Annotated in this window: 22 protein-coding genes and 1 tRNA gene; 11 read left to right on the forward strand and 12 right to left on the reverse strand. The window is 41.8% G+C overall.

The features are described 5' to 3' along the window. The first annotated feature begins 153 nt into the window (after positions 1 to 153). Positions 154 to 687: an ureidoglycolate lyase gene (locus tag HF322_RS08620; protein ID WP_169393022.1), complete on the forward strand. Its 534-nt coding sequence runs from the start codon at positions 154 to 156 to the stop codon at positions 685 to 687. Positions 688 to 753: 66 nt separating this feature from the next. On the opposite strand, the gene HF322_RS08625 is transcribed toward HF322_RS08620, so the two are convergent. From HF322_RS08625 to HF322_RS08640, 4 genes are all read right to left on the reverse strand, one after another. Beyond that, entirely contained in the window at positions 754 to 1497 is a 744-nt protein-coding gene (locus HF322_RS08625; RefSeq protein WP_169393023.1) for an amino acid ABC transporter ATP-binding protein, read from the reverse strand. A gap of 66 nt (positions 1498 to 1563) precedes the next feature. After that, positions 1564 to 2247 carry an amino acid ABC transporter permease gene (locus HF322_RS08630; protein WP_219848209.1) on the reverse strand — a complete coding sequence of 228 codons (684 nt, stop codon included), beginning with the start codon at positions 2245 to 2247 and terminating at the stop codon, positions 1564 to 1566. Positions 2248 to 2282: 35 nt separating this feature from the next. Beyond that, on the reverse strand, positions 2283 to 3116 hold the full coding sequence (locus HF322_RS08635; protein WP_169393027.1) for an amino acid ABC transporter substrate-binding protein: 834 nt from the start codon (positions 3114 to 3116) through the stop codon (positions 2283 to 2285). Positions 3117 to 3473: 357 nt separating this feature from the next. Continuing rightward, the gene (locus tag HF322_RS08640) at positions 3474 to 4070 is read right to left on the reverse strand and encodes a PepSY domain-containing protein (protein ID WP_169393028.1); all 597 of its coding nucleotides are present in this window, start codon (positions 4068 to 4070) and stop codon (positions 3474 to 3476) included. A gap of 213 nt (positions 4071 to 4283) precedes the next feature. Between HF322_RS08640 and HF322_RS08645 the strand changes: the two genes are divergently transcribed. Next, entirely contained in the window at positions 4284 to 5135 is an 852-nt protein-coding gene (locus HF322_RS08645; RefSeq protein WP_169393030.1) for a hypothetical protein, read from the forward strand. 15 nt (positions 5136 to 5150) lie between these two features. Here the strand turns inward: HF322_RS08645 and HF322_RS08650 are convergent, their stop codons facing one another. From HF322_RS08650 to gdhA, 5 genes are all read right to left on the reverse strand, one after another. After that, complete coding sequence (locus HF322_RS08650) at positions 5151 to 6104, reverse strand: glycosyltransferase family 2 protein (RefSeq protein WP_169393032.1); 954 nt, start codon at positions 6102 to 6104, stop codon at positions 5151 to 5153. 55 nt (positions 6105 to 6159) lie between these two features. Beyond that, complete coding sequence (locus HF322_RS08655) at positions 6160 to 7386, reverse strand: hypothetical protein (protein ID WP_169393034.1); 1227 nt, start codon at positions 7384 to 7386, stop codon at positions 6160 to 6162. Between the two features lie 37 nt (positions 7387 to 7423). Next, on the reverse strand, positions 7424 to 8650 hold the full coding sequence (locus tag HF322_RS08660; RefSeq protein WP_169393035.1) for a glycosyltransferase: 1227 nt from the start codon (positions 8648 to 8650) through the stop codon (positions 7424 to 7426). 70 nt (positions 8651 to 8720) lie between these two features. After that, on the reverse strand, positions 8721 to 10355 hold the full coding sequence (locus tag HF322_RS08665; protein ID WP_169393037.1) for a glycosyltransferase family 2 protein: 1635 nt from the start codon (positions 10353 to 10355) through the stop codon (positions 8721 to 8723). Positions 10356 to 10696: 341 nt separating this feature from the next. Continuing rightward, the gene (gene gdhA, locus HF322_RS08670; RefSeq protein ID WP_169393039.1) at positions 10697 to 12043 is read right to left on the reverse strand and encodes an NADP-specific glutamate dehydrogenase; all 1347 of its coding nucleotides are present in this window, start codon (positions 12041 to 12043) and stop codon (positions 10697 to 10699) included. A 665-nt stretch (positions 12044 to 12708) separates the two neighbouring features. Here gdhA and HF322_RS08675 point away from each other — a divergent pair. The 5 genes from HF322_RS08675 (at position 12709) to HF322_RS08695 (ending at position 16123) form a co-directional block, all read left to right on the forward strand. Then, positions 12709 to 13071, forward strand: coding sequence for a roadblock/LC7 domain-containing protein (locus HF322_RS08675; protein WP_169393040.1), 363 nt, complete (start codon positions 12709 to 12711; stop codon positions 13069 to 13071). Between the two features lie 371 nt (positions 13072 to 13442). Beyond that, the gene (locus tag HF322_RS08680) at positions 13443 to 13937 is read left to right on the forward strand and encodes a PAS domain-containing protein (RefSeq protein WP_169393041.1); all 495 of its coding nucleotides are present in this window, start codon (positions 13443 to 13445) and stop codon (positions 13935 to 13937) included. A 3-nt stretch (positions 13938 to 13940) separates the two neighbouring features. Next, a complete protein-coding gene (locus HF322_RS08685; RefSeq protein ID WP_169393042.1) occupies positions 13941 to 14690 on the forward strand; it encodes a PhnD/SsuA/transferrin family substrate-binding protein in 750 nt (249 codons plus the stop codon). 63 nt (positions 14691 to 14753) lie between these two features. Further along, on the forward strand, positions 14754 to 15398 hold the full coding sequence (locus tag HF322_RS08690; RefSeq protein ID WP_169393043.1) for a hypothetical protein: 645 nt from the start codon (positions 14754 to 14756) through the stop codon (positions 15396 to 15398). A 110-nt stretch (positions 15399 to 15508) separates the two neighbouring features. Continuing rightward, positions 15509 to 16123, forward strand: coding sequence for a hypothetical protein (locus tag HF322_RS08695; RefSeq protein WP_169393044.1), 615 nt, complete (start codon positions 15509 to 15511; stop codon positions 16121 to 16123). Positions 16124 to 16147: 24 nt separating this feature from the next. Here the strand turns inward: HF322_RS08695 and HF322_RS08700 are convergent, their stop codons facing one another. After that, on the reverse strand, positions 16148 to 16534 hold the full coding sequence (locus HF322_RS08700; RefSeq protein WP_169393045.1) for a tautomerase family protein: 387 nt from the start codon (positions 16532 to 16534) through the stop codon (positions 16148 to 16150). Positions 16535 to 16947: 413 nt separating this feature from the next. Here HF322_RS08700 and HF322_RS08705 point away from each other — a divergent pair. Next, a tRNA-Val gene (locus HF322_RS08705) sits at positions 16948 to 17024 on the forward strand. Between the two features lie 236 nt (positions 17025 to 17260). On the opposite strand, the gene HF322_RS08710 is transcribed toward HF322_RS08705, so the two are convergent. Then, complete coding sequence (locus tag HF322_RS08710; protein ID WP_169393046.1) at positions 17261 to 17482, reverse strand: helix-turn-helix transcriptional regulator; 222 nt, start codon at positions 17480 to 17482, stop codon at positions 17261 to 17263. 149 nt (positions 17483 to 17631) lie between these two features. Here HF322_RS08710 and HF322_RS08715 point away from each other — a divergent pair, with 149 nt between their 5' ends. Genes HF322_RS08715 through HF322_RS08725 form a run of 3 tightly spaced genes read left to right on the forward strand, consistent with a single transcriptional unit; the run spans position 17632 to position 19326 of the window. Continuing rightward, positions 17632 to 17847 carry a hypothetical protein gene (locus tag HF322_RS08715; RefSeq protein WP_169393047.1) on the forward strand — a complete coding sequence of 72 codons (216 nt, stop codon included), beginning with the start codon at positions 17632 to 17634 and terminating at the stop codon, positions 17845 to 17847. Positions 17848 to 17858: 11 nt separating this feature from the next. Continuing rightward, complete coding sequence (locus HF322_RS08720; protein ID WP_169393048.1) at positions 17859 to 19064, forward strand: Arm DNA-binding domain-containing protein; 1206 nt, start codon at positions 17859 to 17861, stop codon at positions 19062 to 19064. Further along, positions 19051 to 19326, forward strand: coding sequence for a hypothetical protein (locus HF322_RS08725; protein WP_169393049.1), 276 nt, complete (start codon positions 19051 to 19053; stop codon positions 19324 to 19326). The genes HF322_RS08720 and HF322_RS08725 overlap by 14 nt, the downstream gene beginning before the upstream one ends. Positions 19327 to 19711: 385 nt before the next feature. Here the strand turns inward: HF322_RS08725 and HF322_RS08730 are convergent, their stop codons facing one another. Then, the gene (locus HF322_RS08730; protein ID WP_308811491.1) at positions 19712 to 20149 is read right to left on the reverse strand and encodes an AAA family ATPase; all 438 of its coding nucleotides are present in this window, start codon (positions 20147 to 20149) and stop codon (positions 19712 to 19714) included. Positions 20150 to 20235: the final 86 nt, after the last annotated feature.

The raw sequence follows: 20235 nt of genomic DNA on the forward strand, positions 1-20235 counted from the left end.
TCAAAACCCCATCGATCATTAACTAACCATAAAGGATTATGAGCAGCTTTTAAGCCTCACTCTTTTGAGTTTACCCCCGCTTAGCTTAAATAGTCGTTTAAGCTGAGCTTATCATTGTGGTAAATGGCTCAACGCTGCTAAAAAGGTAGAAGTATGAAAAATAAAATTATCGCACAACCATTAACCAAAGAAGCATTTGCGCCTTATGGCTCCGTGATCGAGCCTTACAATGAGAAGGAAGCTTGTCCTGAAAACAGCTGGGATATCAACCGCGGCTATGCTTGTCGTCATCATGCCATCTCAAAAGTTGCTTTGGATGGTGGTGAAGTTGGCTTTAGTATTTTTCGCACCAAAAAACGCGACTGCCCCATCACCCTATCTGTCATGGAATACCATCCGTTTGGCACGCAAGCGTTCTTTTCTATGAACGGTCGTGACTACCTTGTTGTGGTTGCTAAAGCTGGCGATGCACCTAAATCTGTGGATGATTTAAAAGTATTTTATGCCAAATCACATCAAGGCGTTCAGTATGATGCCAACGTTTGGCACCATCCTTTGCTAGCACTTAGCGCAGATTGTGACTTTTTAGTGGTTGATCGAATCAATGGCGAAGGCAATAACTGTATTGAACTTAATATCGATGATTGGGAAGTTTGCGTTGATTATGAAGGCGCATCAGCCAACTAATGGATCATTGAGATATCAAAAAGCCAGTTGAGTCATTCAGCTGGCTTTTTTATGAGGGGTTAAAAATCACTGCAAAATCCGCTGTAAAAACGCGCGCGTTCTTGGATGGGTTGAGCGCTCAAACAGCTGCTCGGCGCTGCCCTCCTCAACGACAACGCCATCTTCAATCAATACCACATGATCGGCAACGTCGCGAGCAAAGCTGATTTCGTGAGTGACCACCACCATCGTCCAACCCTCTGACGCCAACTGCTTCATGGTTGCAAGAACGTCCTGAACCAGTTCCGGATCAAGCGCTGAGGTTGGCTCATCAAATAATAACAGCTCAGGCTCAATAGCCAGCGCCCTTGCAATACCAATGCGCTGCTGCTGACCGCCAGAGAGTTGAAACGGATACAAGTCCGCTTTATCTTTAAGTCCTACTTTGGCTAACAGCTGTAATGCTTGCTCATGGCTTTGGGCTTTGGATTTTTTTTGGGCAATCATGGGACCTAACATTAAATTTTCCGCAGCGGTTTTATGCGGAAATAAATTGTAGGACTGAAAAACCATTCCAGATTTTCGTTGAAGCGCGATCAATGATTTTTTACTGGGATGAGCGCCAAAATCTACGGTTAAGCTGCCATCATCAAACGCAATCACCCCATTATCGGGGATTTCAAGGGCATTTAAACAGCGTAAAAAGGTGGTTTTTCCTGATCCTGAAGGTCCCAAAATCACCACCACGCTGCCTTTTTGGATGGTTAAATCAATCCCCTTTAATACCCTGTTGTCGCCAAATGCTTTTTGAATGTTACTAATTTGAATCATTAAGGCTCCTGACAGCAGCAATATAATTTTTAAACAAAGGGTTGAGCGTAAGCTTATAAGCCAAATCTATCGCGCCACATAACGATCAAGACGCATCTCAACCCGACCTTGAATAAAGGTTAAAAACAAGCAAATACACCAATAAATCACTGCCGCTTCCGTATAAACGAGCATAAATTCATAATTGCGAGCAGTGATGATTTGCGCTTGTTTAAAAAGCTCGGTAACCAAAACCAAGGAGGCAAGCGAGGTGTCTTTTACCAAACTGATAAAGGTGTTCGACAGCGGCGGCACCGAAACGCGAAGCGCTTGCGGCAAAATGACATGGCGAAACGTTTGCAAATAGCTCAACCCAACTGTGGCGCCTGCTTCCCACTGACCTTTTGGAATCGATAAAATCGCCGCGCGAACCGTTTCTGAGGCATAAGCGCCGATATTTAGCGAAAACGCAATGGTTGCTGAGGGAAAAGGATCGAGCTTGACACCGATGCTTGGCAAACCGTAAAAAATAATAAACAGCTGAACCAGCATTGGCGTTCCGCGAATGGCAGAAACATAAATTCGCGCTAAGCGATAAATGACACGATGCCAAAGGCTGGCTCGCGGAACAATGCGAATAAGCGCCACCCCAAGCGCGATAATCATGCCAATGGCAAAGGAGATCAGCGCTAACGGAATGGAATAATAAATCCCCGCTTTAAGCATTGGCCAAAACGAGTCAATGACGATTTGGGCACGCTCCGGCGTCATAAATGGCAGAAGCGCTAAAAGATCACTAAGCGCTGTCATTTTGGTTGCTGGCTGATATCAGCACCAAAAAACTCTTGGCTCAATTTGGTCAAAGTGCCGTCGGCTTGCAATTGACTCATTGCCTCATTGATTTTGGCAACCGCTTCATCCTCGCCTTTTCTAAGTACCAATCCTGAACCGCGAAGCTCTTCTTTTGGCGCAACAAGCTTAATCTCAAGACCACTATTAGGAACGTTTTTGAGGTAATCGAGCACCGCTAAGTTATCATTCATCGTAAAGTCAGCGCGGTCTTGTTTAACCAGCTCCACCGCTTGCGCCATACCCTCAACCGGAACGATCGTGGTTTGATAACGCTCAGCAAGCTCGCCATAGTTACTGGTAATTGACTGCGCAGAGCGAAGCCCTTTGAGCGCCTCCCATGAGCTGTAGCGATTGTCATCTTTTGGCGCAAGAACAACCGCGCCCGACCAGCTATAAGCCGTTGCTTTGTCATATTTGGCTTGGCGCTCAGGGGTGGTTAAGCTCACCTGATTTGCCACCATATCAAAGCGCTTGGCATCCAATCCTGCCAGCATGGCATCCCACTGCGTCTCTTTAAACTCGACTTTGACGCCCAGTTTGTCTGCAATCGCTCTAGTCACCTCAACATCATAGCCGGTCAATTTGCCGCTTTTATCATGATACGTAAACGGCGGATACGTGCCCTCAGTCCCTACATTGATCGTACCGCCGCTATTGATGCGCTCAATAAGGCTGGCATCTTTTGCCGAACCGGTGGCTTTTTCAGCATCGGCAGTTGGCGCGTTTTGGCTACAAGCGCTTAAAATTGCAGCGCTTGCGGCAAAAATAAGAAGGGATCGGCGAATCATAAGGCGTCCTTTTTAAAAAAGTTGTTATAATTTTACAACATCATCGTCTTGATCATTGGAAAGCTAGCCAATTTAAGGTTGATGCTTGATTTTTTCAATAGTTTTAAAAATATGTTATTAAAAATAGCGTTTTGACAACTTTTACTACCGCAAATTTTATAAAATTAAGGGTAACGACACAAGAAAGCTTTTATCTTAACGTAATTCCGCCAAAGAAGCGTACAAAAACGGTGAAATTGCGGCGATAAATTAAAGCTAATCGTGCTTTGAGCGGCTATAATTGCTAACCAACCTGCTAAATAAAAAAACACCTGCGTTTTGCAAGTGTTTTTTAGCCGATCACTGCTTATTTTGCCGTTAGTTTTTTACTTTAGTTTTAAAGACTTGCCCTGAATTGGCATCCATGCTCAGCTCAGTAATTTGATTGCCTTTGAGCACTTCAATTTCATAATAGCTTGGATGGGCGTTGTAATCGCGGTCGTTTTTAAACTCAATTTCCATCACGCGACCCCCAGAGTGCTTTTCGGCGCGGTTGATGGCATTCATGATATTAATTTTAGCCTTAAGCTGCGTTTGATAGTCGCTAATATCGCCGCTATCTAAGCGCTCGCTGTCTTTACTGATAACTTGTCCGGTCAGCGCGTCAATTTTGGTTTCATAATTTTGAGTGGCAGAACTAAACTCAATCTCATAAACGCCGCCTTTTGTTTTGCTGTCATCATCATCAAATTCAGCGCTGACTAAAGTGCCTTTAGAATGCTTACTGGCAATATTTATGGCTTGTTTTAGACTGACTTTGGCAGCTTTTGCCGCGCGAACTTCGCTTGATTCATGAGCAGGTTTGGTTGACGCCGTGGCGCTGTAGGCACTGATGCTAAAAGCACTCACCGACAATCCCAAACAAAGCGCTGTACTTATGGTTTTAATTGCTGAATGCTTAACAGTATGAGTCATGAGTGGACATCCTAATTTAGAGTAGTTGCGTTTATCATAATGAATTTTTGGCTTTTTTTTACAATAAAAAGGTATCATCGTGTAGCAGAATGTTTTTTATAGTCATAATAAACTTTTTGGCTGTTTTTCACGTTATCTTCCAACCAAAGTAACGCAAATTTAATAATAAAATCAAAAATTAGCTCAATTTATTACAAGGTTCAATTTGCTTTTATGACCAACTTATCCCGCCACTCGCCTGCGTTTTTAGCCGCGATTTCGGATGAAGAAATCTTTCATCATCACCCTGCAAACTTTTCGCAAAACCAAACCCTTCAAGCCAAAAGTCATGCCAAAGATGCCTTTTTAAGTTTGCCTTTGGTCACGCAAACTGCTCTACTTAAGCAGCAGCGCATTGTTTGTATTGCCAATAATCCGTCGATTTCGACAACCACGCTTGACAGATTACTTAAACCTACGGACATTGTAGTGCTGTTTAATCATTTTATTCATGCTGACTTTTTTACGGATCATGATTGCGCAAAATTATTGCCAAAGCTTTTATTTTTTCGGCAGATTGGGAGTAGTAATTTACATTTTGGTATGCCGCCGCGAAGCAACCATGTCAATCATATTGAAACGATGCAATCGCAAGCGCCTGTTGGGATGATGTTTGCTAATATTCCTTACCAATTTCCAACCCCAAACGACGACCCACGACCAAGTGACGATCCCATCACCAAATTTAGGCAATTGAGCGTGCCTGCGGCTATGAAATCAGCAATTATGTCTCAAAATCACTGCCGCGTATTGCCCGAAACGCATGCGGTGGTAAGCGATTACCCGATCTTTAGCCACATTCACTCCTCAGCGCCAACGTCCGGATTTTTGCTTTATCGTTTGCTGCTCGCTGCGCGCTATCATGTCAAACAAGAAAAAAAAGCTGCGAATCTTATGACCATGATTATGCTTGGGTTTAATGATGAGGACAAAACAGGCTACTTTTGGGAAGGTCACAACTGGCAGTTTGAGCGCTTTGAGCTTGCCAATCCACCCGCAGGCGTTAAGCGCATTAACCAATATTGAGATTGATAGTCCGCCTCAAACAAAAGGCGCATCAGGATGATGAGCCGCTTGAATCTGAGCTTTGGTGGGCAGTTTTTGGATGACAATCGGCGTGGACTTTGCCGCTGACCAGTCAATCAGCTGCAATTGAGCAAATTCAGACAACCATCCCGACATTGCCCAATGCTGCCATTTGTCATAAAAGCGGTTGGCATTGACCACGATGCTGCCCAAATGGTTAAGCGGTGGTCGATAAACGCTGTGCTGCTGATGATAAACGACATCATCAGTCAAATAAAAATCGATGCCAAGCGCTTTTGCGCTAAAAGCAAAGTCGGTATCTTCCGCGCCATAGCCAATATAATCAGTATCAAAGCCGCCAATGCGTTCAAACTGATTGCGGGAAATGGCAAAGCATAAGCTCCAAAACGCGCCGTAATCTTCAGTAAGCAAAATGCCATGGTTGCTATCAGCTAGATTTTCAGCATCCTTGTTTTTATTAAAATTAAAACGGTAAGGATTGAGGATAGAAAGCCGATTCAGCGTTGTCATTGCAAGCTTGCCTTGATTTAACTGCTTGGCTTCATTTTCTGACAGCGGTCGGGTTAAATAGCGCGGCTGCCCCATAAGTAAGGCTTTTGGATGATGTCTTAAGCGATTAAATAGGCTTTCAATAAAGTCATCAGCCACCAAACAATCGACATCTAAAAATATCAACGCGCTATTGGTGGCAGCAGCAGCGCCCAAATTACGGTTGCAGCCAATGTCAAATTTGGCGTTTGCTTTGGCAACTTGAGTTGGGATTTGCTTAATGGTTAAGTCATAACTTGCTAACACTTTTGCTTCCGCATCATCATTAACGATGATCACTTCACTTGGGATAGCGCTTGCAGTTGCAAGGCTTGAGAGCAAATTATATAAATGCGAATTGCGACCAAAACAGGTGGTAATGACGCTAACTGGAAGTATTTTTTGATTTACTTGTGACATGATTGCCTTGTTATATGATGATCGTTGTTCGCCGATTATTTAAATTATGATGAACTTAGGATGTTGGCAATACTTTAAATTTGGGCAATAACCAATCCTCAAACCAAGCTTTAACTGAATTGCCTACTGCCAAGCTTGTCATGAAATCGACTGCCACTTTATTATCAAGGCTGTTGTCCAAAGCAGTTTGATCTTGCAAAGCTTTTGGTAGTAATTGCGCATCAAGCGTGGTTGAGTATGCCAAAAACTGTGACCAACTCATCGCGCGCTGCTGATTGATAAGCGCTGATGCCATGACTTGCTGCTCATCATGCGGTCGCTCATCAGGAAGCGCAACAAGCGGCGTTGGATATAAAACTGCTTGGGCAATGGCATTTAACCCACAAGCCATCAATAAATAATCGCTAAATGCAATAAATGGCGTAACGTCTGAAACGGTCGCGGCAATATCAACATAAGCTTTCGCCTCATTACTAATAGGACCCAGCGAAATAATTAATGCGTTTGACCACTGTTGTCGCAGTACTTGCAGTTTATCATCAATATTTTTATGACCGCCAAAGCCTTTAATGACGGTAATCAGCGCCGTTTTTTTAGCGATTAATGGCGTGTTATTGGCATGTTCTTGTTGGTATTGAGCGATTTTTTCAGGGTCTTGTTGGTTCAATGAATTATTTTCAGCAAGCTCATTAAGCGTCGCAAGAAACTGATCAAAGCAAGGAGTAACTTGACAGCCTTGAGCTAAAAATCCTAAATAAAGCGTTTTTTGGCAAACCCAATCCGGCGTATGTTGCGCCTCAAAGGTTGCCGGATAAGGCGCAAGAAGCCCAAGCGCACCTGCAAAAGCATTTAGGTGCGGCAAATCATCACGATTTCCTGCCAACCGGACATACAAATACGGAATACTTGCCGCTCGGCAAAGCATAGCAACCTCAACGCTTACATCAATAATCATCAAATCAATATTAAAACGCCGAATGCTGTCAAGCAGCTGCCAACTGCGTTCTTGAATATCAACATTACCTACAGGAGAATAATGCAGACTTTCTGGCATAAAATGGCGGCTTACGCGACCAGCAATCACCTCGTCTAAGCGCTCTTCTTCTGCTGCCAATCGCACAACTTGCGACTCATCAATCGTTGAAAAATTTGATTGCGCCGCGCTCAAGCTGGTAAAAACAATAATATTTTTTTGACCGTCTTTTGGCAATAACGCAGCAAGTTTTTCCGCTTGCCGGCAATGCCCTGAGCCGTGATGATGCGCATAATAGCCAATATTCATACTTAAAACTTCACCTTAATGTCTATGAATTTAGCTTTTAAGCTGAAGCTGCCGTATAAGCTTGCAAAACTGCTGAGTTATCAACTGTGTTTGGGGTTAATGGCTTGACCAATTGCGATATTGCTAATTTTTTTTGCAACGATTTTTGCGCTGTAGCAAAGTAAAGCTGTAAATAGCCCTCAACCATAGCAGCAACTGAGCAAAATTCTTCAGCGCGGCGGCGGCAATCAGCGCGAGAAATCGCCTTGATGTTATCAAAAGCGGCAACAAATGCATCTTTGTCCATTTTAGGAACGATAATACCGGTTTTTTCGGTGATGATTTCTGAGCTTGCGCCAACCTCAAAGCCGATAACGGGCGTCCCGCAAGCTAAGCTTTCAGCTAAAGTTAAGCCATAAGGCTCATCCCAAGTGCTGGTAAATAGCATGGCGGTAGCTTGGGTTAAATAATGATTGATTTCAGCTTTGGTTAAATGACCAACGTAATCAAAATATTTTGGCGCGCCATGTTGACCATCGGCTGCCAATAGCGGGGCTACTTTTTCATGAAAATAAGCTTCATTGCTTTTAGGTCCTGCGATAATCAAGCGTTTGTTCGCAGCTAAGCAATATTCCATTGCCAAATGCGTGCCTTTTTCAGGGCAAATGCGCCCAAACCAAAAATAAACCTCATCATTTATCAGTTGGATATTGGCAGTAAAGTTATCGACCTCAATGCCGTTATAAACCACATTTGAGGGAACAAACGGCGCAAATACATGCTGTTGATAGCGACTGACGGCGGTAAATTGCGTTGTCGTTCCCAATTGCAGCGTTAACAATGCCAAGCGCAATTGCGGCAAATTGGGCGTGTGAAAAGTGCTAAAAAAGCGCTCGCCAAACGCCTGCCCCATAAGCATCGGCACATGATGCAAACTGTGATTGTGAATGATATCAAAAGGCTTTAGCTGGTCGCGCTCAATAAGATCGCGCATCGCAGCCTGATATGCCAAATGCTGATAAACCTCATTCGGCGTCATTTCAAACAGATCAGCATCACCTTCTTTGGTCATTGCCGACACTTCATCCCGAGATAACAGCGGCACCAATGTCGCTTGTGTTTGGCTATCGCGGTGAGCAAATAGCAGTACCTCATGACCTTGAGCGACCAGTTGGTTGCAAATAAGCTGAGTGATCATCTCAAGACCACCGGCAAAGGGCTCGGCAATCGGATATAAAGAATGGGCGATGATCGCAATTCGAAATTTAGCTAAAGGGGCGGTCATAAATTATGAGAATCCTAAAAGATTAAGTTGGTAAAGGTAATTTAAAAAGGCAAACGGTTAACCAAATCCGCTAAAAATTAACCGCTTGATCCGGTTCAGCGTTAATATCATGGTCAAAATCTTGCTTAACTGCCGATTTAGCACGTTTATAGGATCCAGAGTGACCCAATTTTTCTAAGTTGATAAACGGCTCAGAATTGGCAGCGATCAATTGCTCATAAGATGGGCGATAGCCAAAACGTTCAGGAATGGTCGGTTTCGCCTGATATTGATACTCAGCAGTCTCTGTTAACTCAATTTTATTAGTATCGTTAATCTCATCTACCTTTTTATAATTGCTTAAAATGAGCGTTGCTGACCAAAGTTTTAACACGCAAATCGATACTGCCAAAACAAATAAAACAGGAGAATACAGCGGCGAAAACGGAGCCACCGAAATGGCAGTAATTAGGTTTAATATCAAAATGGATTTTGGCAACGCTTTAAGGTTATTGATAAGCAGTGCAAAGTTTGATTGCGTATCAACTTGCTTTGGCGTACAAATAAACGGCTTATCGCGACCCCAAAGCACCGGCAGCCAAGACAATGCCCCAAACTCCCAAAAGTTTAAATGCAGCGCCCAAACCTTTAATCGTTGAGCAACGGTTGGTGTTGCTTGCGCTTCATTGGGCTTGGCAAGGGGCGCGTTATCGCTTAAATACGCCCAAAGCCTGCGGCTCAAAAACACGCCGTAACCGGCATAAACGATAAATAAAGGCAGCAACAAGCGGCTCATATCTATTGCAGCTTGCGACAATAGCGCTGACACCATCACCAAAACCGTGATGGCTTGAAGTAAGATAAATATTCCTGTGAAATTAACCCAAGCGCTTAATTGTGAAAAATGAGCGCGAAAGTCTGCCAATTGCTGCTTAAATGATGCCGCTGATGGCAACTCAGGATGGGCTTTATGAATAGCAAAATAGCCGGATAATACCTGCATATTGCCATAAATCCAGCGCTGACGCTGCTTAACCAAATCACTAAGCGTCATGGGCAGCAGCCCCGTCGCAATCACTTTGGGAATAAATCGGCTTTTTAACCCGCGCTTGTGCATCAAAACGCCAAGCTGGGCGTCTTCCGTGATTGACGCTCCCGACCAGCCGCCCAAACTTATTAGATCCTCACGGTGTAAAACGGCATAAGTTCCAGTGGAAAGCACGCGCTGCTGGTTAAATTGACGATAAATATGATGGTTAAAATAGTGATTCAGCTCACCATGAACCTGTTTCATACCAGCATCACGGTAGAACTGTGGAAACTGCAACAATGAATGCTCAGGAAATTGCTCAATAGCATGGACAATCTCGAACCTTGCCTGCGGCAGCGCTTGATAATCACTATCCACCACCACAATATGACTGCAATTGGCATCCATTAGCTCAAGTGCTAAATTGAGTGCCCCTGCTTTAAATCCTGAAATTTTATCAATATGATAAAAATGAACGTTTAGTTTTGGGTCTAGGTTTTGGCAAAAATTTGCCAGCGGTTCGTAAAGCTCTTTTTTTGTATTGTTATTATCAATAATTAAAATTTCATCCTCTGCTGCTTTGGTGACGATCAGCGATTTGATCGTCTCAATCACCAATTGCGGTGGCTCAGCACAAGTCATCAGCTGGAAGCTTAAGCGTACAGAATCCGCTTTTTTTGAATATAAAGTGGTCATTCTTGATCCCTAAATAAAGGTATTATCGCCGCCAAAATAATTAACAATATTTTGATAATTATCCGTAAGGAAATAATCCATTCAATAATAGGGGAAATCGCAATGATTAATTACTGATACTCTGTATTGAAATTAACAATAATGTTAAACCCTGTAATTAGTGTAAAAAACTGTGATAAATTAACCATTTATCGTCCGATAAGTCTTAGCTTGCGTCTTTTTATCATTTATAGAAATTTAACTCTTAAGTTAAAAAGTATTTATCAAACCAAAAAAAACCGCAACTGGAAGTACCAATTGCGGCATTATAGCTAAAAATAACTGGGCAAATTTATAGTAAATTAGTTTAAGATACCATAAGCAACGAGCGCATCAGCAACCCGTTTAAACCCTACAATATTTGCGCCTGCCATATAGTCAATATAGCCGTTGTCCGTTTGACCGTAACGCTCTGAAGCTTCCGCTGAGCTGTCATGAATGTCTTTCATGATCGCTTTTAGCTGATTGTCAACTTCTTCAAAGGTTTTGTACTGACGAACAGAGTTTTGCGACATCTCGATTGCCGAAACGGCAACGCCGCCTGCATTTGCTGCTTTACCTGGTGCGTAGTGAACGCGCTGCTCGCGGACATAGTCGATCGCTTCAGCCGTTAAAGGCATATTTGCGCCTTCAACGATATATTTGATGCCGTTTTCAACCATTTTTTTGGCGTCATCTTCAGTCACTTCGTTTTGCGTTGCTGAAGGGATGGCGATGTCAGCTTTAATAAACCAAGGCTTTTCTTTAGCATGCCATTCGCCGCCAAAGATATCTATATAAGCCGCTAATGGTTTGCTTTGTTCTTTTTGAACTTTTAACCAATCGATTTTTTCTTGGTTAAATCCATTGGCATCATAAAGCGTACCTTGTGAGTCCGAAACGCTCAGCACAGTTGCGCCAAGCATGTGGGCTTTTTCAGCAGCATGAAGGGATACGTTACCTGCGCCTGATACCAAAACGCGCTTGCCTTTGATGCTGTCGCCTTGAACTTCAAGCATACTTTCTAAAAAGTAAACCGCGCCGTAGCCTGTAGCTTCGGTTCGCATTAAGCTGCCGCCAAAGCCTACGCCTTTTCCGGTCAATACGCCGCCTGATTCGCGAGTTAGGTTTTTGTACATGGCGTACATGTAACTCACTTCACGACCGCCAACACCGATGTCACCGGCTGGAACGTCCATATCTTTACTAACGTAAGGATATAATTCACGCATGAAGGCATAACAAAAGCGGCGAATTTCGCTTTCAGATTTGCCTTTAGGGTCAAAATCTGAACCGCCTTTACCGCCGCCAATAGGCAATCCGGTCAAAGCATTTTTAAAAATCTGCTCAAATCCTAAAAACTTTAATACAGACTGGTTAACAGTTGGGTGAAAACGAAGACCGCCTTTGTAAGGTCCTAAGGCGTTACTGAACTGGACACGCCAGCCGCGGTTGACTTGAATCTCACCTTGATCATTTTCCCAGTTAATGCGAAAAGCAAATACGCGATCAGGCTCGGTCAAACGCTCAAATATTTTTAGGGTTTCATACTCAGGGTGAGCATCGTATAAAGGCTTGATGGTAATGGCAACTTCTTTAACGGCTTGGATGAATTCTGGCTGATGCGCATAATTGGCTTCAACTTTTTCGATGGCCTGACTGATACTCATACATCTTCCTTAGCTGGATTATGGAGGGGTGGAACTTGCTTCCGGGCAATCTTAACGTGGGAGTAAGATTACGAATTCCGGTGCTGGTGAAAAGACAAACCCTTGATGTGACGCAATGTGCGCGAATTAAGAGTAGGCGGATTGAAAAGTTGGCAGGCTGATCACAGCTCAAGGCTGCTTTTTGGCATGATTCGATGGATTTTTGGCACGTTGTATTGGGATTTATTGTCATTAATACATGATAATAAATACAAGGCGCGTCAAGGCAATAGAACAATCCTTAGCATCATACAAAATATCAAAGCGGTTGGAGGTCACATCGTGATGAGCCGCTTGGCTTTTCATAATTAATTTACACGCCTCATCAAAAATGTCAATCACAAACTTTGATTTCAGCAAAATTAATTTTAACAAATCGTTAACAAAGTGGTAGTATATCGATTGATTTAATAAACTTTAGTTATTATATTTTATAGCTATATTTGACAAGCGGTATTATTTCCATATTGAACGGCGTTTTTAGCGGTTTTTTATCATTTGTTATGCCACATTATATCAATGTTATGGCTAAATGATTATAATACTCGACCTTGGCACAAGACTATTTTTGAGTATTGTCAAAAACGGTTTTTTTCCATTTAACACTCAGTCATAGAGAAATTCTTATGCGTACAGATTCGTTCCAGCAAATCCTTGAAGATTTAAACAGCTCATCCGCCGATGTCGAAGCTTCCGCGCTTATTTCAACGGATGGATTGATGATTGCCTCAGCCTTGCCTTCAGGGGTGGATGAGGACCGTGTCGGGGCGATGTCAGCGGCGTTATTGTCATTAGGAGAGCGCGCGGGTCGAGAGCTTGCTCGTGGTAGCATTGATCGCATTATGATTCAAGGTCAGCAAGGTTACGTGATTATGACCTCCGCAGGTGATGAAGCGGTGCTCACAATTTTAGCTAAGCCTAATGCCAAACTTGGGCTGATTTTCTTGGACATCAAGCGCGCCTCTGAAGCGCTAGCAAAGCTGATTTAATCAAAGATTTAATGCCAAAGCTTATGAGCTAAAGCTATTTTATTCTCCTTATCAGCGGTATTGATTTAATTTAAAATAACTGCTTTGATCGATGATAAAATAGGCGCGCTTAGATCACTTAGCCCTACAAGATAATGTTAAACTGAACGTTGACTGAACCGTCAGCTTATAAAAATAGATTATAGTTCAATTATTAACTATTATCAAAATTTAAAACAGATTATTTTTGATAATTTAATAAACTTTAGTTTTCTATTTTAAATTACGGTTAATTGTGCTAAAAAAGTAGGGTTAAAAGTTTGAGATTGGCTTAAAACAGCTTGATTGTTAAATAATGCGTTTTGAATAATAACGATAATAAGGAGATTATTATGGGTTCTCCACTTCCTGATGCCACAAAACCTGAGGCGCCCGCTCGGCAGCTCACGTTGACTTATCATGATGGAACCTCGCGATTGGTCTATGATACAGGCATTGAGCGCCCCTACCCTGATGGGAAATTGATCGTTTCGCGGACTGATTTGGATGGCAAAATTACCCATGTCAATGATGCGTTTGTTGAGATTAGCGGCTATGACGTTGAGGATTTAATCGGTGCTCAGCACTATATTTTGCGTCATCCTGACATGCCCAAAGCGGCTTATAAAGATTTGTGGCAAACGGCACAAAGTGGTCAAAAATGGCACGGCTATGTCAAAAATTTATGCAAAGATGGCAGCCATTATTGGGTTTACGCGACCGTCGTTCCCAACGTCCGTCATGGTAAAACGGTCGGCTACACTTCGGTTCGCCGAAAGCCATCTCGAAGCAAAATTGAGACGGCAAGCGTTCAATATGCCCAAATGAAACAAGATGAGGAGCAATAATCGATGACCTCTTATAATATGCTAATTGCTCCTGATTTTTCGCCGGAACATTTTGCAGGTTGGCATCTGTTTAATACCCTGATTCAAAAGCGCGCTGGCATCAATATTCGCTTAAATATGCCCGCCTCTCATTCTGAGCAAGAAGCGCTGATCGATGGCAATGACATTCAAGCCATTTATGCCAACCCTTTTGATGCCGCTGTCCTCATTCGCGAAAAAGGCTACCGTGCGATTGCGCGACCTAAAGGCAAGCCTGATGAGATGGTCATTGCCACCAGTAACGCAAGCCATATAGATGCCCTTGAGGACTTAACTGCCGGTGCGACCATTGCCATGGCAGATAACCGCGATGTCAAGCTGATTGGGCTACGATTGCTTGAAGCGGTTGATTTGGTTGAAGAAGATCTAAACTGGTCAATCACCGAAACGTATCAAGCAGCGGCGCGCCAAGTCATTAAAGGTGAGGCTCAGGCAGCTTTTTTCTTATCAGAGATTTTTCATAGCTTTTCACGGCTCACCAAATCTCAGCTTCAAGTATTAATTGAAAGCGATATTGCCGATATCAGTCACGTGTTGTTGGTAAAAAATGATTTTATTGATGCTGATAAACTTGAATCAGTAATTTTAGCGCTTTGTGAAGATGAAGACGGAAAAGAGGCGCTGACCGAGCTTGGGATGCCTGAGGGCTTTGAGGTAATGAGCGAGGAAGATGCAGAATTTATGCTTGATCTTATGGAAACTTTGTTAAGCTAATACATTAGTACGTTTATTTTAAGTGGTTTGATTGGGCAACAAAGGTTAAGAAAGGATATCATGATGGCAGTGACTTCCCTAACTGAAAATGATGAGCGCGCGGCTCGCAAAAGTTTTCGTTATTTTTCGCGTAAAATTTTTGCAACCCCAAGCAGTCGCTATTATCATGAACAGCGCATTAATGCCGCTTTAATGCTCAACGAAAAAGAGCCACTACAAGGCGCTATTGCTGACTTTTTTTATGGCTGTTGGTATGATATCCCTTATGATGTTGAGGATATTTTTGAGCGTGTCAAAGGTCGATTGCATCCGCAAATTGAGCAAGCATTTCAAAACTGCATCAATAAGCTTGACTATATCAAACACAGCAGCGTTTTTGCGACGCGCTGGAGTGTTTTGGTCACGCCTTCTTTAAACGTTGAGACACATCGCTTACGGATCAGCAGCGATGATGCCAAAGAAATTGCTAAAAATATCACCAATGAGCTGATGAGCGCTCGTGACAATGAAGATTGGCACGGCATTGAGCAATTGGAAAATGAGTTTTTTGCCCATTGTTTGGCTTGTAATGACCGCTTGGCGTTTTCTATTGTTTGGTTTCGATTGGGCAAAAGTGACTGGCAGTTTGATGAGCGCTGGAGCGATTGTCAGCAGCAGTTGGAACAAGAAGCGATCGCGGTAAAATCTGCCCCACCAGCTGCGCTTTAATTTATCTTGGTATATTTAAGTGTGGTTTATAAAAGGTAATTTTATTGCAAATGGTTGGTTAAAAGGCAATGATTTTAAGCGGTTTTGCTTAATGAAATAAGGTAGATGTTATGACTGTATTTAATAATGTAGATAAAACTTATATTACCTTAACGCCTGCGGGCGTATTTGAAGCCTTTTCTCAAAGTCAGCCGACAGCCAAACAATTGGCATTGCAAGCACTATTGTCGCACCGCGAAACCATGTTGGTTGCCGCTTGGCTTGAAGAGTTTCCAGAGCTTTGGCTTGAAGATTTTGTTGAGCAAGGCTTTATTGAGCGGCTGACCACGTTTTTGCCTGCCCCAAGCTTACCGCTCGATCAGTTTTTACCTTATGTGGTTGCAAGCTTATCGGGTCAACGCCGAGCGGCAATTGCCTCAGATGAAGGGTTTTGTTTGGCGCGGATTGGTTATAGCCAAGAAGAAGCCGACATGTTAAGCGTTGCAGCGGCGGATTTTTCAGGGTTTATGCAGCGGCAAAAGCAGCGCGGCTGGGCAGTTGAAAGCCGAGCAATTTCATTTTTCCAAGAAGTTGATTTGTTGGTTCCTGAAACCAGCTTTGTTTTTTTATGGATTGATGATGCCGGCTACGCACTGATCTTAGATGGTGAGCCGCTAACCAACAATCGCGCTTTTGTCGAGCTCATTTGGGGCATTAAAACGTCGGCATTACGCTTTGCTGGATGATGTTTTGAAAGTAGATTCAGTTTATTAAACGGTGATTTTATAGGTTAAATCCTGAACCTCATCGCCTGTCATGCCGCGAAATCCCCAACAATGCGCCGGCTGCTCTTTAATTGTAATCTCAATATCAATGGGCGCAATCCCAAGCTGCCGCTCTATTTGCTCAAAAAGCGCATGAATAAGCGCTTTTTTTGTGGCGATCGTTCGACCAGCCATCATATTAATTTCGATCACGGTATAAGCTTCTGTTCGACCATCCGGAAAATAAAAATCGGCTTTATCAAGTGGGATAAATCGCTGAGCTCGTTTGTCCTCAGGAAGCCCAAGAATCGACTGCATACAGCTATGAATAGTATCAGAGAGTTTTGATTTAATGGGATTAAGCTTGGAGTCAATACCATAAATTACGATCATAATTTCCTCAATAAATAGCAAACTTTGTTTAACAATTTTTGAGATCATAGCAAGTACATAAATTTTTTCCAATCTTTTAAATTAAAAAATATAGAAAAAATTAGAAATAAGTTCATATTTAACCAAAGCTATTGTTTACTTTCATTGATGATGTTATGAAGTAATATTGTCCTGCCCTACTTTCTATCAAAGGTAATTTTTTTAAATACAGAAGCGTTGTAATAACTCATTTGCATGACTTTGATTCCTAAATAGTTAGCTGAGAATGTGTAAAAACATAGCGTTTTTTAGGCGTAAATTAAAATAATTAAGAGATACCACTATCAAAGCCTATATTTTTAGCAAAAATTTCGCATTTATTCAAAATAAAGCTTGCAAAGTCTAAAAAAGTTGCTAAAATGCATGACCTAAATAGGCGTATAGCTCAGTTGGTTAGAGCGCCACCTTGACATGGTGGAGGTCGCTAGTTCGAATCTAGTTACGCCTACCAAATTTTAAAAACCCCGACTTCCCCAGTTGGGGTTTTTTATTGCCTGTTATATAAGGGCTGTAGAGATATTTAAGAATTTTCCACAGCCTTTATTTCATATCTATCTTACGTTGTTCAGTAGCTTAAAAAGCGAGTGGTGACCAAAAGGTGACCAGATCGTGACCAAGCTCAAAAAATACGAAAGTTTTAATCACTGTTTTTTACCTCCACTTCGTTTTGCATAAAACGCTTATAACTTATTTACTATCTTGATCTTTATTAGGTATATAAGTAAATAAATCACCAACTTGAATATCAAGTGCCTCACAAATCTTATCCATAGTTTCAAAGTCAATCCGTGACGTTTGCTCGTTATAAATTTTGTGCATTGTAGATTTACTGATACCCGTCATACGAATCAAATCAGCTACTTTAAGTCTGCGTTCTGCAAGTAGCACCGGCAAATTACATAAAATCATAAATATATCCTTAAATAGCGAAAAAGTACTTGCATCGAACTATATTTGCTTGTAAAGTACTCTTATAGAACAACAAATTATTTCTATAGAATATATTTGTTTGACGATAAACAATCTAAGTAATTCGATGAGCTTATAAGGAACATATTATGTCACACACCTACCTGACAACCCAAGAGCTTTCTGACCGTATTAAATATAACCCGCGCACCATCCGCAATGAATTAAAGGATACCGTTTTAATTGAAGGGATTCATTACATTCGTCCTTTTGGCGGTCGTAAAATTTTATACGTTTGGGAAGAAATTGAAAAAGACATGCGCACCGGTATTAAAGGTAGCATCAACGCCATGGCATTACAGTAAGGAGAAGAAAAATGGCTAGCATTAGAAGCCGCTATAAAAAACTGGTGGTCGACTTTCGATACATGGGCGTTCGTTGCCGCGAAACAACCAATCTCGTCGATACTCCCGCCAATCGCAAGAAGCTTGAAAAAGTGCTCGAAAAGATGGAGGCGGAGATTACTTTAGGAATATTTGATTATGCTCATTATTTTCCTAAAAGTGATAAAGCAAAAGAAATGGTTGCACTTCGGGATCGCAAAGCCTGTATCGAAACTGATATGCCGGCGTTTAAAGAGTTTTCGAAGCTTTGGTTTTCTGAAAAAGAAATTGAATGGCGCGAGACATATAAAGGCAAAATCAATGATATTTTAACGATGTATCTACTGCCACATTTTGCCAATAAGCCGCTCGATACCATTAAAAAGACAGATGTCTTAGCCTTCCGTTCATCGCTCGCCAAAGTAACGTACGGTAAGACTAAGAAACATCTGTCAGCGGCACGCATTAACTCTATTATGGTACCTCTAGGTATGATACTAAAAGAGGGCGCAAAACGCTACAAATTTGAAAATCCTTATGAGGATATCAAATCGCTTAAGCAACCAAAAGCGGACATTCAGCCCTTTACTCTTGAGGAAGTTTGGCGCTTTATTGACGGCGTTCGCCAAGATTATCGTAATTATTATTTAGTTCGGTTTTTTACCGGAATGCGAACCAGTGAAATCGATGGTCTTACTTGGGATAATGTCGATTTTGACCGCCGCGAGATTGTGATTAAACAGGCGTTAGTCAAAGGCAAGATTGTACCGCCAAAAACGCAAGAATCTTACCGTGCAATTGCCATGTCGCCTTGGGTGTTTGAGGCACTACAAGATCAAAAAAAGGTGACTTATAAGCGCTCAGACTATGTGTTTTGCGCTCATACGGGAGCGCCTCTGGATTACAACAATGTAAATAAGCAAGTTTGGCATCCAACGCTGCGGCTTTTAGGGCTTAAAGCGCGAAATGCTTATCAAACGCGACATACTGCAGCGACGCTTTGGCTAGCTGCCGGTGAGAGCCCTGAATGGATTGCAAGTCAGATGGGGCACTCTACCACTAAAATGCTATTTAATACTTATAGCCGCTATGTGCCAAACATGACCCGCCGTGACGGCAGCGCATTTGAGGCATTAGTTAATCGTATTCAAATGGCTAAAAAAGCTGCAGATGAGGAGAATAGCCATGAAGGTCATTGATTATGACAAGCTGCTCTGTGCTCACAAACGTAGCGGTTATATCACGGCTGATGCCAATATAATTGCCAATCAGTTAATCAAAGATTTAGGAATCCAAGGCGGTACTGGTCTTGCTAGATTTTTAGAGGTAGATGTTTGCTTTGACAATCATAGAGCAGTGCGGATTTGGGTACAAAGGCAGCTCGATAAACAGCCTGATTATCTTATAAATGAGATGCGCAATCAGCTTGAATGTGAGCTAAATTGTCTAATGGCAAATTAGCTTAAACGACAAAATATTATCAACCTCAGATAGCGAAAAGTTATCTGAGGTTTTTTTATGCGTCATCTGTTGTCGCTATATGTTAGCTATTAGATTGTTTAATAGACAAAATTTCGTTATATTCTATTAATAAATAAAAGTCTAATTTTAGCGACGTCATTATGAGCAAACCACAAAATCCATACACCGATAATAGCTTTGTATCTTCTGAACTCAAAACTATCCTGCATTTGGATATTCTTAACTAAATGATCACCAATTATTAAATAAAGAGGATCATTTATTCCTATAGTAAATGGACATTTAATAACCTCCTCTAATGAAAAAGAGGTTAAGTTGATATTAACAACTAACCTCTTAGATTCAAGTTAATAAAATGAATACGCTAAAAATTATACTTTTCACGTCTTCTCCTAAAAGCTTCTTCAGACCCTTCCATAATATCTAAGATTGCTGAAGTTACTTCAGAGTTGTCTAAGCCGCCACACGCTTTCATAACGCCTCTACCGTTTTCAACGTCAAAAGCATGAACTAATTCAGCATCTCCGTTAACTGGAAGATTGGCATTATGTGTTGCTATGATTAGTTGTCGTTTATGTTTAGTATTTCTAAGAAGAGGGATTAATTCATTATAGACAAAATTAGAATCTAACTCGTCTTCAGGTTGGTCAATAACCAATGGATTTCCTGCTTCAGATAATAATAATGCCAGCACTGCTGTGTTTCTTTGTCCATCTGATAAGTCATTTCTAGAGATACTACCAGCTTGACTGCCATCTTTCCTAAAAAGTTTGTAGTGGTCAACTAATTTAGGACACCTGATAAGAGGTTTCGGTTAAAGTAGCGTTTCTCTTTTTCTAGCGGTGTTAAATAATCATTAAAACTGTGCGGTCTCACGATTTGATAGTA

Origin of the sequence: Psychrobacter sp. MF31 (assembly GCF_012847335.1) — a bacterium.
Taxonomy (GTDB): Bacteria; Pseudomonadota; Gammaproteobacteria; order Pseudomonadales; family Moraxellaceae; genus Psychrobacter.